The 15,065-nt window shown below is 64.1% G+C and carries 16 protein-coding genes; 6 read left to right on the top strand and 10 right to left on the bottom strand.

The features are described 5' to 3' along the window. Positions 1 to 28: 28 nt before the first annotated feature. Entirely contained in the window at positions 29 to 829 is an 801-nt protein-coding gene (locus tag CS1GBM3_RS14700) for a phytanoyl-CoA dioxygenase family protein (protein ID WP_072396212.1), read from the bottom strand. Positions 830 to 1,126: 297 nt separating this feature from the next. On the opposite strand from CS1GBM3_RS14700, the gene CS1GBM3_RS14695 reads away from it, so the two are divergent. Then, on the top strand, positions 1,127 to 2,836 hold the full coding sequence (locus CS1GBM3_RS14695) for an ABC transporter permease (protein WP_083567618.1): 1,710 nt from the start codon (positions 1,127 to 1,129) through the stop codon (positions 2,834 to 2,836). A 58-nt stretch (positions 2,837 to 2,894) separates the two neighbouring features. Here the strand turns inward: CS1GBM3_RS14695 and CS1GBM3_RS14690 are convergent, their stop codons facing one another. From CS1GBM3_RS14690 to CS1GBM3_RS19585, 3 genes are all read right to left on the bottom strand, one after another. Next, positions 2,895 to 3,470, bottom strand: a complete 576-nt coding sequence (locus tag CS1GBM3_RS14690; RefSeq protein WP_072396211.1) for a YceI family protein — start codon at positions 3,468 to 3,470, stop codon at positions 2,895 to 2,897. Between the two features lie 30 nt (positions 3,471 to 3,500). Further along, on the bottom strand, positions 3,501 to 4,052 hold the full coding sequence (locus tag CS1GBM3_RS14685; protein ID WP_072396210.1) for a cytochrome b: 552 nt from the start codon (positions 4,050 to 4,052) through the stop codon (positions 3,501 to 3,503). A gap of 176 nt (positions 4,053 to 4,228) precedes the next feature. After that, a complete protein-coding gene (locus CS1GBM3_RS19585) occupies positions 4,229 to 4,546 on the bottom strand; it encodes a hypothetical protein (RefSeq protein WP_139247926.1) in 318 nt (105 codons plus the stop codon). A gap of 341 nt (positions 4,547 to 4,887) precedes the next feature. Between CS1GBM3_RS19585 and CS1GBM3_RS14675 the strand changes: the two genes are divergently transcribed. Beyond that, positions 4,888 to 6,888, top strand: coding sequence for an acyltransferase family protein (locus CS1GBM3_RS14675; RefSeq protein ID WP_072396209.1), 2,001 nt, complete (start codon positions 4,888 to 4,890; stop codon positions 6,886 to 6,888). Between the two features lie 4 nt (positions 6,889 to 6,892). Here CS1GBM3_RS14675 and CS1GBM3_RS14670 read toward each other — a convergent pair whose 3' ends face one another. The 3 genes from CS1GBM3_RS14670 to CS1GBM3_RS14660 all read right to left on the bottom strand — a co-directional run bounded on the left by CS1GBM3_RS14670 (position 6,893) and on the right by CS1GBM3_RS14660 (position 9,845). Beyond that, positions 6,893 to 7,744 (bottom strand): class I SAM-dependent methyltransferase, encoded by an 852-nt coding sequence (locus CS1GBM3_RS14670; protein WP_083567616.1) that lies wholly within the window; start codon positions 7,742 to 7,744, stop codon positions 6,893 to 6,895. A 203-nt stretch (positions 7,745 to 7,947) separates the two neighbouring features. Continuing rightward, positions 7,948 to 8,181, bottom strand: coding sequence for a hypothetical protein (locus CS1GBM3_RS14665; RefSeq protein ID WP_072396207.1), 234 nt, complete (start codon positions 8,179 to 8,181; stop codon positions 7,948 to 7,950). Positions 8,182 to 8,312: 131 nt separating this feature from the next. Continuing rightward, positions 8,313 to 9,845, bottom strand: coding sequence for an acyl-CoA carboxylase subunit beta (locus CS1GBM3_RS14660; RefSeq protein ID WP_072396206.1), 1,533 nt, complete (start codon positions 9,843 to 9,845; stop codon positions 8,313 to 8,315). A gap of 149 nt (positions 9,846 to 9,994) precedes the next feature. Between CS1GBM3_RS14660 and CS1GBM3_RS14655 the strand changes: the two genes are divergently transcribed. The 4 genes from CS1GBM3_RS14655 (at position 9,995) to CS1GBM3_RS14640 (ending at position 12,396) form a co-directional block, all read left to right on the top strand. Next, entirely contained in the window at positions 9,995 to 10,390 is a 396-nt protein-coding gene (locus tag CS1GBM3_RS14655) for a VOC family protein (protein ID WP_072396204.1), read from the top strand. Between the two features lie 169 nt (positions 10,391 to 10,559). Continuing rightward, positions 10,560 to 11,330, top strand: a complete 771-nt coding sequence (locus CS1GBM3_RS14650) for a hypothetical protein (protein WP_072396202.1) — start codon at positions 10,560 to 10,562, stop codon at positions 11,328 to 11,330. Between the two features lie 169 nt (positions 11,331 to 11,499). Beyond that, positions 11,500 to 11,931: an Hsp20 family protein gene (locus CS1GBM3_RS14645; protein ID WP_072396201.1), complete on the top strand. Its 432-nt coding sequence runs from the start codon at positions 11,500 to 11,502 to the stop codon at positions 11,929 to 11,931. Positions 11,932 to 12,108: 177 nt separating this feature from the next. Then, a complete protein-coding gene (locus tag CS1GBM3_RS14640; RefSeq protein WP_072396200.1) occupies positions 12,109 to 12,396 on the top strand; it encodes a BQ00720 family protein in 288 nt (95 codons plus the stop codon). Positions 12,397 to 12,509: 113 nt separating this feature from the next. Here CS1GBM3_RS14640 and CS1GBM3_RS14635 read toward each other — a convergent pair whose 3' ends face one another. The 3 genes from CS1GBM3_RS14635 to CS1GBM3_RS14625 all read right to left on the bottom strand — a co-directional run bounded on the left by CS1GBM3_RS14635 (position 12,510) and on the right by CS1GBM3_RS14625 (position 14,772). Next, entirely contained in the window at positions 12,510 to 12,788 is a 279-nt protein-coding gene (locus CS1GBM3_RS14635) for a hypothetical protein (protein ID WP_072396199.1), read from the bottom strand. Positions 12,789 to 12,895: 107 nt separating this feature from the next. Further along, positions 12,896 to 13,594: an ATP phosphoribosyltransferase gene (gene hisG / locus CS1GBM3_RS14630; protein ID WP_072396198.1), complete on the bottom strand. Its 699-nt coding sequence runs from the start codon at positions 13,592 to 13,594 to the stop codon at positions 12,896 to 12,898. Then, positions 13,594 to 14,772 (bottom strand): ATP phosphoribosyltransferase regulatory subunit, encoded by a 1,179-nt coding sequence (locus CS1GBM3_RS14625; RefSeq protein WP_072396197.1) that lies wholly within the window; start codon positions 14,770 to 14,772, stop codon positions 13,594 to 13,596. The genes hisG and CS1GBM3_RS14625 overlap by 1 nt, the downstream gene beginning before the upstream one ends. Positions 14,773 to 15,065: the final 293 nt, after the last annotated feature.

Genomic DNA, 15,065 nt, shown 5'->3' with positions numbered 1-15,065 from the left:
TCTCCGGCACCCTTTTTTGTAGCTCAGGTCACTCGCCGTTGCCGAGCGCCTGCCGGATCGCAATCTCAACCGGTGCGTAGGCGCCGTCTGCGCGATCCAGCTGCAGCGCGCCGCGCGGCAAAAGCGGAGGCTGCGCCAGAAAGCGCGGCTCTGTTCCCCGATGCGGCTGCGCCGCGTGGACGAGGAACGGATGGCACAGATAGACCGTTCCGGCCTCGCCGACGGAAAGCACCTCTTCTCTCGTCTCCGTTGCCGGCGGGCGCTCCACGAGTTCGCGCAACGTCAGCCCGTCCGCGCCCTCCGGGGCGAGCATGCGGGCGACGTCCATGTGCGATCCTTTGCGTATCCGTGTGGGCGCGTCGTTCTTTCCCACGTCTGAGAACAGGAAAAGCATCAGCAGCGCGCGACCCTTGGACATGACGTTTGCGCGCCACTCCATGAAATCCGGCTCGTCTCCAAAGCTCATATCGACGTGCCAGCCATCGTCGCCAGGAGGTTCGCTCGATGGAAAGCGGACCGGGAACGTGCCCATCGCCATGAGCGGCAACCAGCGGCCGTGACCGACGAGCCGGTCGTAGGCAGACACGAGCGTCGGGGTATTCGCTGCTTCAACGAATGGCGCCGCGCTGTACATTCCCAGGCGGATCACCGGCTTCGTCCAGGCGGCAGGATCGTCGGGGGCGAGCCCCATATCGCGCCAGAGGATGGTGCGCGCAGCCTCCGCCAGCGCGGCCGGAAAGGCGTCGTCTATCCGAACGAAACCGTTCGAGATGAAATCGCTGACGTGCGCGTCGCTCAGCACGCGCGTTTCATGAGATGAGTTGGGCATGGATTACTTTCAATTTCGGCCAACCCAACAGGTCCGCGCCGGCGGTACCCGGGCTGGCAATTGACCTTGAGGCGCCGAAGCGCCGCTCTTCCGGCTCGCCGGGGCGAGCAAGGCCGTCAGGCCAGGAAGAAGGTCGAAGCGAAATTGAAAGCGGTCATCTGCATGGCGCGCCGATTAAGCAAACCTCTGGGCTTGCCGTCAACGTGCGTGATCTTGCCGGCGCGGGGCGCGATAAGCTCACTGCCGGAATCAGGAAGATCTTGACGGGCCGGGACCGTCCCGCAATGGTCGCTGCCGATGAGCCTTCCGACCTCAACCGCCCCCCGCACGTCGTTCGAAAGTCTGCAGCGCGCGCTGAAGGCATTTCGGGACAGCTCGCATGCGCCCGGGTGGAGCCTGACGGCCGGTCTGTTGCTCGCCGTTATCGGCCTGCCCGTGATCGCCGTGCTCTACCTCGCGGCGACGGCCTCCGCCAACGACTGGCCGCATCTTCTCGCCTACGTCCTGCCCGTCACATTGCGGCAGACGCTGCTGCTCATGCTCGGCGCCGGCATCATGACCCTCATCGCCGGGACCGGCACGGCGTGGCTCGTCACCATGTACCGCTTCCCGGGGCGCGCGGTGCTCGACCGACTGCTCGTGCTGCCGCTCGCGATCCCGACCTATATCGCCGCCTATTGCTATGGCGACCTGCTCGACTTCGCCGGCCCCGTGCAGACCAGCCTGCGCTCGCTGTTCGGCTGGACCGCTGCCGACTATTGGTTCCCGGACATTCGCTCGCTCGGCGGCGCGGTGTTCGTCATGTCGGCGGTGCTCTACCCTTATGTCTATCTCGCGGCGCGGGCGAGCTTCGTGCAGCAATCGGTCTGCGCACTCGAAGTCGCGCGCACCCTCGGGCGCAGCTCGATGGGAACGTTCTGGTCGGTTGCGCTGCCGCTCTCGCGGCCGGCGCTGGCGGCCGGTGCCGCGCTCGTCGCCATGGAGACGCTGAACGATCTCGGCGCCGTGCAGCATCTTGGCGTCGAGACGCTGTCGGCAAGCATTTACACGACATGGCTACAGCGCGCGAACCTGGGCGGCGCCTCGCAGATCGCAACCGTGCTGCTGGTCCTGATCATGCTGTTGCTGATCGGCGAACGTCTCGCGCGCGGCGGCGCCAAAGTGCACCATACGACCGGACGCTACCGCGCCATTCCGTTCCAGGACATCGAGGGCTGGCGTGGCTATGCAGCGGCGGGGCTCTGCGCGCTGCCGTTCGTCGCTGGCTTCGTTGTGCCGTTCATCGTGCTCGCCCGGTTTGCTGTGGGCCACGTCTCGGTCGCGCTCGAAGGCGGGTTCCTGCAGGCGGCGTGGAACAGCATGTATCTGGCGACGCTCGCTTCCGTGGTCGCGGTCATGCTCGGTGTCCTGCTGAGCTATGCGCCGCGGGTGGCCAAGACCCAATTCACGCGCGCGGCGGCGCAATTCTCGGGGTTCGGCTACGCGCTTCCCGGCACCGTGCTGGCGCTCGGCGTTCTCATTCCGCTGGCGGCCTTCGACAACGGTGTCGACGCCTTGGCACGCTCCTATCTCGGCGTGTCGACTGGGCTCATCCTCTCGGGCTCGGTGGCGGCCATCGTCTACGCTTATGTGATCCGCTTCCTGGCGGTCGCGCGCGGCGGAATCGAGGCCGGGCTAGAGCGCATCTCGCCAAACCTCGACGCGGCCGCACGCGCGCTCGGCGAGACGGCCGGCTCGGCGCTGTGGCGCATTCACCTGCCGCTCTTGGCGCCCGCGCTCGGCGCCGCCGGGCTCCTGGTGTTCGTCGATGCGCTGAAGGAACTGCCGACGACGCTGCTGCTGCGTCCGTTCAACTTCGAGACGCTTGCCACACACGTCTATGCGTTCGCGGCGCTGGAGCAGATCGAGAGCGGCGCGCTTGGCGCGCTGACCATCGTGCTCGCAGGCCTCGTGCCGCTGCTCCTGCTGCACCGGACGATCGCGGGACGCGCCGGTGACCGGCAATAAAAAAGCACCCGGCGGCCGAACTCTGACCGCCGGATGCTTTGCTGTGCGTGGTTCGCAGCTACTGCTGGACGCCTTCCACCTCGAGTGACAGCTCAACCTCTTTCGAGGCCGGTCCGAGGTCGAACGTGATGCCGTAATCGGCGAGCGCTAGGCGCGTGGTGCCCGTGAAGCCCGTGCGGTTGCCGCCCCAGGGATCCGCGCCGCCACCCACGAACGCGGCGTCAATCGTGACCTCCTTGGTGACGCCACGCAGCGTCAGGTCTCCGATGATCTTGGCCATTCCATCGCCTGCCGGCTCGACCTTCTTGCTGACGAAGGTGGCCTTCGGGAACTTGTCGACCTCGAGGAAGTCGGCATTGCGCAGATGCTTGTCGCGCTCGGCGTGGTTGGAGTTGACGCTCGCCGTCTCGATCTCGACGCTGACCTTCGAGGCTTCCGGTGCCTTCTCGTCGTAGCTATACGTGCCGGTAAAACGATCAAAGCGGCCGGTCAGCCAGCTGAAGCCCAGATGCTTGATGCGGAAATTGATCGAAGCATGGGCGCCTTTGGAATCGATTGCATAGTCGGCCGCGGGGGCAGCCGCAGGCCATGCGATCACGGCCGCGAGAGCGAGGGGGGCGAGGCGACGTATCATAAGTTCTTTCCTTTGCAGATTGAGTGATAATCAGATCTTCCGCGGACCGGACCACATGCGCGACAGGCTGCGGCCACCGTCAAAGACATGATGCTTGATGGCAGCGGCAGCATGAACTGCAGCCAGCGCGATCACGGCGTAAGAAAGCCACGTGTGCACGGCGCCGGCCGTGTCTTCGAGGCCCTTGTTCTCACCCGGTGAAGGGACGCTAAAGAGGCCGAACACTTCGATCGGACGTCCATCAGCCGTGGAGATGAGATAGCCGCTCACCAAGAGGGCGAGGAGCAACGGATAAAAACCCCAATGCACGAGACGCGCGGCGGATCGCTCGAACGGCGTCAGGTCTTCCTCGTCGGGCTTCACGCTCGACAGGCGCCAGCCGAAGCGCAAAGCCAGAGCGATTAGCAAAACAATACCGACGCTTTTGTGAAGGCTCGGGGCAGAATGGTAATAGGGGCTGTAGTAATCGAGGCCGACCATCCAAAGGCCGAGCGCGAACATGGCAACGATTGCCAACGCCATGAGCCAATGAAACAGACGGCTCACGATACCATAGCCATCCGATGTGTCACGGATCTGCACGTGTATCCCTCCGATGCCCGAGCCGAAGGTACATAACAACCGAGAAGGCCATTTCAATGTCGTGGGACGGCGCCACGCGGAAACAATCCGGTGCGTTTACGGCGCCAAAGGGCTTACACAGAAAAACGGCTGCGGGTGGGGACCCGCAGCCGTTTCGTTATCGAAACCGGTCTACTTTAGATGCCGAAGTAGATGCCGATGCGAGGACGACGGCGGTACGGCCGGTAGTAATACGGATAATACCCACCGTAATAGTACGGCCGATAATAACGACGCCCGTGCCAGTGGCGGTGGCGATGGTACCGATGGCGGTGGTAGTGGCGATGCCGCTTCCAGCGCCGCTTGCGCACTTCCTGAACGGCACTCTCTCCCGGAGCCGCCGACTTTGCTATTCCCGCGCCTGCTGCGGTCACAGCCTGAGCGGGAGCAGTCGTTGCAACGGAGAAAAGCGCTGCGCTAGCCCCTAGCACGGCCATAGCGATCAGCTTTCGCATGGCTTATTTTCCTTTCACTAGTTGGTCCCGGCTGATGTGCTTTAGTGTACTACGGATCCCAGCACTTCCGGATCACATTAATTGGCTCTCAGTTTGACGATGACAAGACATGTCTGTGGGCGGACTTTTTTCGCGCTGCAACGTTCGTTGATCCGCCATGAGCGTGCGACATGCAATTGAAGGCATCATCGCCATCTCTTGTGCAACTCCGCTCCTACGTCCATGGTTCCTGCGAGCCGGAGCGCGCGAATAGACGTGCAGGCAACGCCATAGTGTAATGCACCACCTAAGATGATCTTGTTCTCGATCAACTCACCGTTGCCAGTAGCCCGGTTCGCCACGTGACTCATCAGCCGTGCCCCCAATCCGGGCAATCTTCCTACCTGCCTCATGTCGATGGCCTGCGCGCCCTGGCGGTGGCGCTCGTCGTGGCTTTTCACGCCTGGCCGGCCGCGTTGCCGGGCGGCTTCGTCGGCGTCGATGTGTTCTTCGTTATTTCCGGGTTTATCATCACACGGCAGATATTCCTGGAAATGGAGGAGGGGCGCTTCTCATTCGCGGCGTTTTTGGGACGTCGCGCACGCCGTCTCATTCCCGCAGCGCTCGTTTGTTGCGTCCTCGTCACCATGGTCGCGACACTCCTTTTGATGCCGGACGCGCTCGTCACTTACAGCCAAAGCCTGCTCGCTGTCTGGACGATGACGGCGAACATCTACTTCTACTTCAACTCTGGGTATTTCGATGCGCCGTCGGCAGAGGCGCCCCTGCTGCACATGTGGTCGCTCGCGGTCGAGGACCAGTTCTATCTGACGTGGCCGCTCATCCTGCTTCTCATTTTCCGGCGTCTCGTCACGCGCCGGTCCGTCATCGTCGTGACGCTAGCGCTTGCGGGCTTATCGCTCGCGCACGCGACTTACGCCGCGGCGAGCGATCCAACCCTTGCTTTCTATCTTCCATTCTCGCGCGCGTTCGAGTTGCTCGCGGGCGCGGCGCTGGCGCTCGGCGCACCGCTGCTCACGCTGCGCTCCGCACCGGTGCGCACCGCCCTAGAGCTCACGGGCCTCGGTCTCGTCGCCGGCTCGGCGAGCATGCTTCACGCGGGGATACCGTTCCCCGGACTTTCGGCCATGCCGGTGGTCATCGGCTCGGTGCTGCTGATCGGGGCGGGTCTGTTCGGGCCAACACCCGTCTCGCGGTTGCTTTCGCTCGGGCCGGTCGTGGTCACCGGCAAGATGAGCTACTCGATCTATCTCTATCACTGGCCACTGCTCGCCTTCGCGACCTACTGGCTTGGCCGCGCCCCGGATGCGGCGGAAGCCGCCGTGCTCGTCGCTGCCGGTCTCGCTCTCGCAGCGCTCTCCTGGCTGCTGGTCGAGCAAGCGCTGACGCGACGTCTCGGTCTTTACGATATGGCTCCGTCCCGGCTTTTCAGCCGCACGGTTGCCGTTTCCTGCGCCTTCTCCCTGATTGCGGGTGCCGGCATCGCGGCACGCGGCCTTCCGCAGCGGCTCGATGGCCCGGCTTATCAGGTCTATCACGCGGCGTCGGAAGGAAACCCGCTGCGCACGGACTGCGACGGGTACGAGCTGGCCTTCCGGAATACGCGGCACTGCACGTTCGGGCACGCGCTCGAGAAGGATGCGTCCTACGATATCGCCGTGTTCGGCGATTCAAATGCCGATCATTTCGTGCCCATGGTCGCCCAGCTCGCCGGCCACGCAGGGCTCGCGGGGCGGCAGGTGACGCAGAGCTCCTGCGCGCCGCTGATCGGGGTCGCTTACGGCCGCGCGGCCTCACTCGAGGAAACGTGCGCGCGGTATCAGGAGACAATCCTGAAGTTCCTCGAGCGCAACCCGGGCCTCAAGATCGCGATCCTGTCCTGGGCCTGGAGCAACTACGGCAGCCTTTCCACGAACCGCGTGGCCGATCACACGAAGCTCGGCGCCGCGCCGAACTTCGACGCGTTCGTCACGGCGACTGTCGAGATCTTCCGCAAGCGAGGGATCAAAGTGCTCATCATCGGACAGGTGCCGCACTTCACAACGTTCTCGCTGCGGTGCCTGGCGGAGGCGGCACGCAACGACACGGAAGAGGTCGATTGCGCACTATCGCGCGACTACGTCGACAGCATGCTCGGCACCTATCAGCACGTCGTGGAGGCGATCGACGTCGCTGCCGACGACGTTTTCTTTCTCGACATGCGCGCTCTGCTCTGCACCGAAGCCCTGTGCAGCGCCTTCAAGGACGAGGTGCTGCTCTATCGCGACCGCGGCCATCTCAATGCTCTGGGCGCGGCATATCTTGCGCGGTACGCCGCACTCCCCGACCTCCGCCCTCACTAACAGCTCAAGGCACCGCGGAGCTCTCGGCGTGTGCAAGGTCCTGCTTGTTCCGCGCCTGTTGGGGCTTACGCAGCTCAACGATCAAATTATCGTCGAACAGCGACATCCAGTTCTTCCAGCGGAACTCGTAGCCAATGCTCCGCGCCAACGCACCGAGCGATCGCGGTGTGAAATAATTGACGTGGTCGGGGAAGCGGAAGCCGCACCATTCCGAGCCCATGATGTGCCGATTGATCGAGTTGTAGTTCGGTGAGCGCAGCACGATCTTGCCGCCCGGTTTTAGGCGCGCGAAGGCTCGCTCGAGGATCAGGCGCGGCTGTGCCTCGTGCTCGAGGTAGCTGCGCATAATGATGCTGTCGAAGAAACTCTCCGGAAAGCGCTCGATGCCCGTGGTGGCGGGCTCGTGATAGACAGTCCCACCACGAGCCCCAAAAATGGGGCGCGCGCGTTCGTAGAGGCCCTTGCTGATCTCGATGCCATAGGGCGTCGGCCCCGGAGGAATTCGCGTTCCGCCCCCGCAGCCGATCTCGAGCACGCGGTCGCTCATGACAACGGCGCGCTTGTGGCGCGCGCGGTCGACAAGCTTGCCGAGCTTCAAGCGGAAACGCGTTAGCGCATCGAAGCGGGCGAGCTTGTTGGTCTTCTTGCGCCGCTCCTTCTCCTCGGCATGCTGCTTCTCCCAAGCCAGCGTGACGGACAAATCCTCGTAGTCCGGTACGCGGCCCAGGTACACGAATCCGCACGCGCTGCACGCCACGACGGGCCACGGGCCGCGCGTGTACTTCTTCACGAGCGTGGTCCCGGAACGCAGGCACACCTCGCACGCAGGTCGCTCATGCGACCTTATGTTGGTCATAGATCTAGACGGCTCCGGTCCCACATTTGGGCGCACGTCATCCTTGGGTGACGCGCGGCCCCGTTTCAGCTCCTGAACGGCATGAGCTTACCGGGACGTTCCTCCGTGAACAATAGTACGTATATGACCGGAAGGAAGGCGATCAGCCCGGCTCTTGCGCGGAGAGCGGGCGCAAACTTCAAAGATATTTCGGAATGTCTTGGCTAGCCGAGCGGGCCGCTTCTGAGGGCTGCAATCTCCGCGTTCAGCGTATCGCGCAGGAACGTCATGGCCGCCGTCCTGAGGCCATCCTCGTCCATCGTGCCCTTTACCGGGACCTCGACGGTGGCCTCCAGCCATTGCCGGGACGCGGCAAGATCGGCCTCGTTGTCGCCCAGCACGATGTGGACGAGCACTGCCCGACCGACGCCATGCATTTCGAACTGATGCAGCTTCAAGGCCCCCACCCTTCGAGACAGCCCCCGCAAGTTATTCGACAGCCCGCACGCGTTGCTTCTAGCGCCGAGATTGGGCTGTCTTGAGGCGAAGCGTGCGGAATTGTTCGGGCAGGTCGGTTAGCGGCCGCAGCTTAAAGCGGGATGTTGTCGTGCTTCTTCCAGGGGTTCTCGAGGGTTTTGTTGCGCAGCATGTTGAGTGCGCGGCAGATGCGCCGGCGCGTGCCGTGAGGCAGGATCACCTCGTCGATGTAGCCACGCTCGGCAGCCACGAACGGGTTGGCGAACCGCTTCTGATACTCGTCGATGCGGGCCTTGATCTTCTCCGGGTCGCCGAGGTCGGCGCGATAGAGGATCTCGGCCGCGCCCTTGGCGCCCATGACCGCGATCTCGGCCGAGGGCCAGGCGTAGTTGACGTCGCCGCGGATGTGCTTCGAGCTCATGACGTCGTAAGCGCCGCCGTAGGCCTTGCGCGTGATCAGGGTCACCTTCGGCACGGTGGCTTCGGCGAAAGCAAAAAGCAGCTTGGCGCCGTGCTTGATCAGGCCGCCGTACTCCTGCGCGGTGCCCGGAAGGAAGCCAGGGACGTCGACGAAGGTCACGATCGGAATTTCGAAGCAGTCGCAGAAGCGCACGAAGCGCGCGGCCTTACGCGAGGCGTCGCTATCGAGCACACCTGCCAGCACCATCGGCTGGTTGGCGACGATGCCGATCGTGCGGCCCTCCATGCGCGCGAAGCCGGTCACGATGTTGCGCGCGTAGGCCTCCTGGATCTCGAAGAAATCCGCTTCATCCACGACCTTCAGGATCAGCTCCTTGATGTCGTAGGGCTTGTTCGGATTGTCCGGAATCAGCGTATCGAGCGAATGGTCGACGCGGTCGGGGCTGTCGGTGGCCGGCAGCGCCGGCACGCCGGACTGGTTGTTCGACGGCAGGAAGTCCATGAGGCGGCGCATCTGCAGCAGCGCCTCGACGTCGTTCTCGTAGGCGCGGTCTGCAATCGACGACTTCGTCGTGTGCACCTTGGCACCACCCAGCTCCTCGGCGGTGACGGTCTCGTTGGTCACGGTCTTCACGACGTCCGGGCCAGTCACGAACATGTAGCTCGTGTCCTTCACCATGAAGATGAAGTCGGTCATGGCGGGCGAGTAGACGTCGCCGCCGGCGCAGGGCCCCATGATGACCGAGATCTGCGGGACGACGCCCGAGGCCATGACGTTGCGGGTAAACACCTCGCCGTAGCCACCGAGCGCGTCGACGCCCTCCTGGATGCGCGCCCCGCCGGCGTCGAACAGGCCGATGATCGGCGCGCGGTTCTTCAGCGCCATGTCCTGGATCTTGGTCATCTTCTGAGCGTGTGCCTGGGACAGCGAGCCGCCGAAGACCGTGAAGTCCTTGGCGAACACATAGACCACGCGGCCGTTGATGGTGCCCCAGCCTGTGACCACGCCGTCGCCGGGAGTCTTCTGCTTCTCCATGCCGAACTCGGCGCAGCGGTGCTCGACGAAGGTGTCGAACTCCTCGAACGAGTTCTCGTCCATCAGAAGCTCGATGCGCTCGCGGGCTGTCAGCTTGCCGCGCTTGTGCTGCGCCTCGATGCGGGCGATGCCGCCGCCGAGCCGGGCGTTATCGCGCCGGCGCTCGAGCTCCTCGATGACTTCCTTCATTGAGACGTTCCCCGTATGTAGATGTCCGGTGATTGGCTATGGCTGGCGTGGGGATAGCACAGGGCCCCTCGGCCAGCCAATAAAGGAGAGACGGCGCTACGGACGCAGGGCTGTGGCCCTGCGGCGGAACCGCCGAGAGGGAGGACGACATGGCGAAGGCCATCCATTCGATGGTGCGGGTTCTGAACGAGGCGAAGAGCGTCGCGTTCTATAGTCAAGTATTCGGGCTTTCGATCGCCGAGCGGGTGGACTTTCCCGACTTCACTCTCATTTACCTTCGCAGCCCGGAGGCCGACTTCGAGGTGGAGCTGACGGTCAACAAGGGCCGGACTGAGCCTTACGACCTTGGCAACGGGTACGGACATATCGCCTTCGTCGTCGACAACCTGGAAGCGGAGCGGGAGCGGATCGCGGCGCTCGGATATTCCCCTAAAGATATCAAGCAGATGACGCACGACGGCAAGCCGTTCGGCCGGTTCTTCTTCATCGAGGATCCGGACGGGTACAAGATCGAGATGCTGGAGAAAAGCGGACGCTTCCGATAGGGCGCACCCATTCACCCTGTGGCACAAGCTCCGCATCAGCAAATGCCAGTAAACCTCTGACTCATCATATCGTTTTGTGCCCGGCACTTGCCGATGCAGCGCCCGCTGAATCGTCTGGTGCCACAGGGTCGTAACGAACTGTGCCATTCGAGGCGTCAGAGGCGGGGACGTGCATCAGATCGTGCCAAAGGCATCAGCCGTTGCAGACACGCTGCATCGTCTGGTGCCGGAAAGTCCGGCTACTTTTCCGGCCACCCTCAATGTGGTGCCGGCGGCGCTCGTTTGCCCCCATACCGGGGCGGCCTGCCCCGCACTCAGCCGGCTCTTCAGCCACCTCACGCCGGCAGGCGACGACGCCTGCGCTTGGCTCCGGGCGCTGGCGCCTTGCGGGCAGTGCCGGACGGCCTTCGAAGGCGGGCACGACAGTCTGCGCCGACTCCGCCTCGGGCAGCGCGAGCGCGAAATTTTGATCGCAGCCGCGACCGCAGGCGCACCGCTCGCCGTAACCGAGCCCGGCATGTCGCGCTCGCTCAGCGCGGCGCGGCGTCGGGCGGCGCTGTCTCTCAGTCGGGCCGGGCTGACGGCGCCTCACGAGGGCGGGCGGGCGCCGCGCGCGACCATCGTGCTCACCGAGCTCGGCCGCTACGTGATGTCAGCCTACGGCCGCTTCATCACAGCCGGCAAACCGGTCCGGTGGACCCGTCCCGCGCGCGGGGTGGCGCTTCCCGGACGCGATCCCGCCGAGCTTGTTGCCGAAACGCTGGCGTGCACGGAAGGCGCGCTGCGCGGCACGCTGGACGAACTCAAACGTGTGCTGCTCGCCGCCATCGGAGGGCGCTTCCAGGATCCGGCGCGGCTCGACGAGGTGACGCGGCACCTCGAACGCAAGGCGACGCTGCTCCGGGCCGTTCTGGAGCCGCAGCGGGCTGCCCAAGCCTAGGCCATTCGTACCAGGTGCCTCAGCCAGCCTGCCGCTTGAACAGCGCTCTACTCATCCCATATTTCGTTCATAAACCGGAGCCCTTCGGGGGCCGGCAGGCGGTGATCTGACTTGGTACCGCCGCGTTTAAGTAGAAAGAAGGTCGCTTATCGAAAGGGCTTTCGCTGTCATGAGCAGGCTATCAGTGCTGTCCAACCCGCTGCTTCTGGGCTTCGAGGAGATCGAGCGTCTCATCGACCGCACGGGCAAGGGCGGCAACGAGGGTTACCCTCCGTACAATATCGAGCGCGTGGCCGCTTCAGAAAGCGGCAAGGACAAGCTGCGCATCACGATCGCGCTCGCGGGTTTTACCCGCGATCAGCTGGAGATCGTGGTCGAGGACAATCAGCTCTCCGTGCGCGGACGCCAACAGGACGACAAATCGCGCGAGTATCTCTATCGCGGGATCGCGGCGCGCCAGTTCACGAGGACATTCGTGCTGGCGGATGGCATCGAGGTTCAGTCGGCGGATCTTTCGAACGGGCTGCTTGCGATCGATCTCGTCCGGCATGAGCCACATCGGCTTGTACGAAAGATCGAGATCGGTACCGGTTCGGATTGATGCGTCGATTCGACGCTAAGTGAACCCTGAAGGCGATTGATTCGTCTCGCTTAGGTGCCTGTCCGCTACAGCCAAGCGTATCGAATCGTAAGATCATGGTGTGAGGTAGCGAAGGAAATTCGGTGCCTGCCTCGTTACCATGACGTTGGAATACCTCGAGAGAGGAGGAGTTGCGTCATGAAAGAGAATACAACGAAGCGGCGCTCGAAGGCGCAGCCTGTGGTCGCTCCCGTGATGAGCGAGATCGAGCTCGCAAGGCTCGGTGGTGGGCAGGTGGCTTACATCAAGACGATGTCCTCCGACGAAGCGCTGGAGATGTTTCCGGCGATCGAAGATCTGCCGCGCGGCATCAATCTGTTCGCACTTCACGCAGCTGACGGCACGCCGATCGCGCTGACGGATACGCGCCAGGCGGCTCTCAGCCACGCCATGGATGGCGAGCTCGAGATCGCCAGCGTGCACTAAGCGCTGGATCAGGCGAGATTTACGAGGGCGAGTTCCGCGCTGGCGGGGCTCGCCCTTAAATTTTTCGCGGATGATGCGGAGCGCCGAGCAGCAAATGCGCCTCGTGGACCTGCTTACTTCGCCTTGCAGGCGTCGAGCTGCAGCTGGCGAGCTTGAAGCTCCGCTTTCCATCGGTCAGGACCAACGCCAGCGCACCACGCGACATGCGCTTTGAGGTCGGGTGCCCATTGCGGTCCGGTGAACCCGCATTTCAACTCGACGTTCTCCTGCTGCTGGCGTAGCGCGAGCTTGCCGTAGGTGTCACAATTTGCCTGTGCTTCGGCACCGCGCATCGATGCCGCGCCAAAGGCGGCCGTGACGCATCCCAGGGCCACGATACGCAGTGCGGACATCGTCGATCTCACCTCTGTTTTCCGAGCTGGCTTATGGCTCGCGCATGAAGCCGGCCTGAATGTGACCCGTCTCCCCCGGCGCGCTAGTGAAGCGCACCGCTGGAGCGTTAAGCCGTCATCAGGGCGGCGATCTCTTCCATCACGGATCGAACAGGAGGTGTCCACGTAGCGACGTTGGATGCGATGAGGCTCGCCTCGGAGCGCAGGATCAGGCCGTCATCGAGAATCCTGAGACCGTTGGCCTTGAGCGTCGTGCCCGTGGTCGTGATGTCTACGATCAGCTCGGCCGTGCCAGCCGCCGGCGTGCCTTCGGTTGCGCCGAGGCTTTCGATGATGCGGTAGTCGGTGACGCCGCGCGCAGCGAAGAAGCGACGTGTTAGGTTCAGATACTTGGTGGCGACGCGGTACCAGCGGCCGTGGGCGCGGCGAAACGGCAGCGCGATCTCCGCCAGATCGGCCATCGTATGCACGTCGACCCAGCAATTCGGCACGGCTACGACAACATCGGCATGGCCGAAGCCGAGCTTGCGCAGGAACGTCACGCGCGTGGCGGCATCCGACATCTGCTCGTTGACCAGATCCTCGCCGGTAATACCGAGGTGCACGCGGCCGGTCTTCAGGTGCCAGGCAATTTCGGAGGCCGACACGAAGGCCACGTCGATGTCGGGCAATTCGACGATCTCGCCGCGATAGCCGCGGGCATTGCCGGTCTTGCGCAACGTGAGGCCGGCCACCGCGAACGCTTCCTGCGTCTGCTCCATGAGACGGCCTTTCGACGGCACGCCGAGGATCAATTTTTCGGACATCAGGAGGCGCCTCCGTTCAAGGCGGCGAGGACGCGATCCGTGTGCACGGCAGCGCCGACGGCGGGCACGTCCTCTGCGGCACCGACAGCTTTCAGCAGGTGATCGTAGCGGCCGCCGCCCGCAATGGGGCTTTTGCGACCAAGCTCCGGCGTCACGACCTCGAACACGAAGCCCGTGTAGTATTCGAGCGCGCGGCCGAAGTCGGCCGAGAACTCGGCCTGGTCGAGATCGACGCCGGCACGCGCCATCAGCTCGAGCCGCCATTCGTGGGCACCGATCGCCGCCTCGACGTTGATGCCCATCAACGTCGCGAGTTCGCGAATACGGCGGACGGACGCACGCGCGGGCGCGATGATCGCCACATAGCTCGCGATCAATTGCGCGGTCTTGGCCGGCAGAGGCTCGGAGCGCGCATCCTCCACGCGGCCGAGCAGGTTCTCGGCGATCTCAGCCGTCGTGCGCGCGCCAATGGATTCGATGCCGTTCTCCTCAAGATAGCTGATGACGGCGGGCTCCGCGGTCTCGGGATTGTCGGGATCGATCGCGTCGCGCAACGGCTTTGGAATGTCAGCAGCCGGCGCGCCGGGTTCCGTCGTCAGCCGGCGCAGCTCCGCCTTGAAAGCATCCGGATGCCAGAAAAGATGCAGCAGCCGCCGGCGCCAGCGCGACGGCATGTCGGCGGCCCGCAGGATGGCGCTCATGAGTCCCAGGTCGCCGAAGCGCAACTGATAGGAGGAGAGCCCTGCGGCTTCGAGCCCGGTGATGACGGTGGCGACGATCTCGGCCTCGGCGCGCTCGCGGTTGGCCTCGCCGAAAGCCTCGATGCCGGTCTGGCGGAACTCGCGCGTATGGGCACGACCGCTGCCTTGCGGCTGAAAGCGGAATGCCGGCCCGTTGTAGCTGTATCTGGCGGGGACGTTCCCCGAGGGATGGCGCTCGATGTGCAGACGGCAGGTCGGCACCGTAATATCGGGGCGCATGCACAGCTCGTCGCCATCGAGGTCGGTGAAGACGTAGGTGCGGGCGCGCAGGCGCTCGCCGACCACGTCCAGGAAGACGCTGGCGGGCTGGATGATGGCCGGAGACACGGCCTCGTAGCCGGCGCGCGTGAACACCCCGAGCAGCGTCTGCGCGCAGGCTTCCAAGGCCTCGAATTGTTTCGCCGTCTCGGCGGCCATGGAGAGGTCCTCGACTCGTGCCCACGTGCCCTTGGCCTGAGCACGTGGTCGGATCAGTGGGCGAAGGATGGTTGTGGGCTCAAGAGGCCGCCCTTCGCGCCCCGGCCTTTCCCGCGAGCGGGGAAAGGGCGCCAGGGAAGGCCGTTCTTAGGGGTGAAGGCCCGGCAGGGCAAGCCGCGGACCGCCGGATGGTTCACTGGATGCATCGGAAAGTCTGGCTTCGGACTGCCGCCGTTGTCCCCGACGCGGGGATAGCGTAACTGGCAGCAACCCTCCTAACCTTTGGTGAACGC

Source organism: Hyphomicrobium sp. CS1GBMeth3 (assembly GCF_900117455.1).
In the GTDB taxonomy this organism is placed as follows: domain Bacteria; phylum Pseudomonadota; class Alphaproteobacteria; order Rhizobiales; family Hyphomicrobiaceae; genus Hyphomicrobium_C.
The sequence above is the reverse complement of the archived record's forward strand: the minus strand, read 5'-3'. Positions and strand labels throughout refer to the sequence as shown.

Coding starts and splice junctions, on each gene's coding strand:
- CS1GBM3_RS14700 (WP_072396212.1), bottom strand. CDS start 829: ATGCCCAACTCATCTCATGAAACGCGCGTGCTGAGCGACGCGCACGTC.
- CS1GBM3_RS19585 (WP_139247926.1), bottom strand. CDS start 4,546: ATGCGAAAGCTGATCGCTATGGCCGTGCTAGGGGCTAGCGCAGCGCTT.
- CS1GBM3_RS14625 (WP_072396197.1), bottom strand. CDS start 14,772: ATGGCCGCCGAGACGGCGAAACAATTCGAGGCCTTGGAAGCCTGCGCG.
- hisG (WP_072396198.1), bottom strand. CDS start 13,594: ATGTCCGAAAAATTGATCCTCGGCGTGCCGTCGAAAGGCCGTCTCATG.
- CS1GBM3_RS14655 (WP_072396204.1), top strand. CDS start 9,995: ATGGCGAAGGCCATCCATTCGATGGTGCGGGTTCTGAACGAGGCGAAG.
- CS1GBM3_RS14645 (WP_072396201.1), top strand. CDS start 11,500: ATGAGCAGGCTATCAGTGCTGTCCAACCCGCTGCTTCTGGGCTTCGAG.
- CS1GBM3_RS14635 (WP_072396199.1), bottom strand. CDS start 12,788: ATGTCCGCACTGCGTATCGTGGCCCTGGGATGCGTCACGGCCGCCTTT.
- CS1GBM3_RS14670 (WP_083567616.1), bottom strand. CDS start 7,744: ATGACCAACATAAGGTCGCATGAGCGACCTGCGTGCGAGGTGTGCCTG.
- CS1GBM3_RS14690 (WP_072396211.1), bottom strand. CDS start 3,470: ATGATACGTCGCCTCGCCCCCCTCGCTCTCGCGGCCGTGATCGCATGG.
- CS1GBM3_RS14660 (WP_072396206.1), bottom strand. CDS start 9,845: ATGAAGGAAGTCATCGAGGAGCTCGAGCGCCGGCGCGATAACGCCCGG.
- CS1GBM3_RS14640 (WP_072396200.1), top strand. CDS start 12,109: ATGAAAGAGAATACAACGAAGCGGCGCTCGAAGGCGCAGCCTGTGGTC.
- CS1GBM3_RS14695 (WP_083567618.1), top strand. CDS start 1,127: ATGAGCCTTCCGACCTCAACCGCCCCCCGCACGTCGTTCGAAAGTCTG.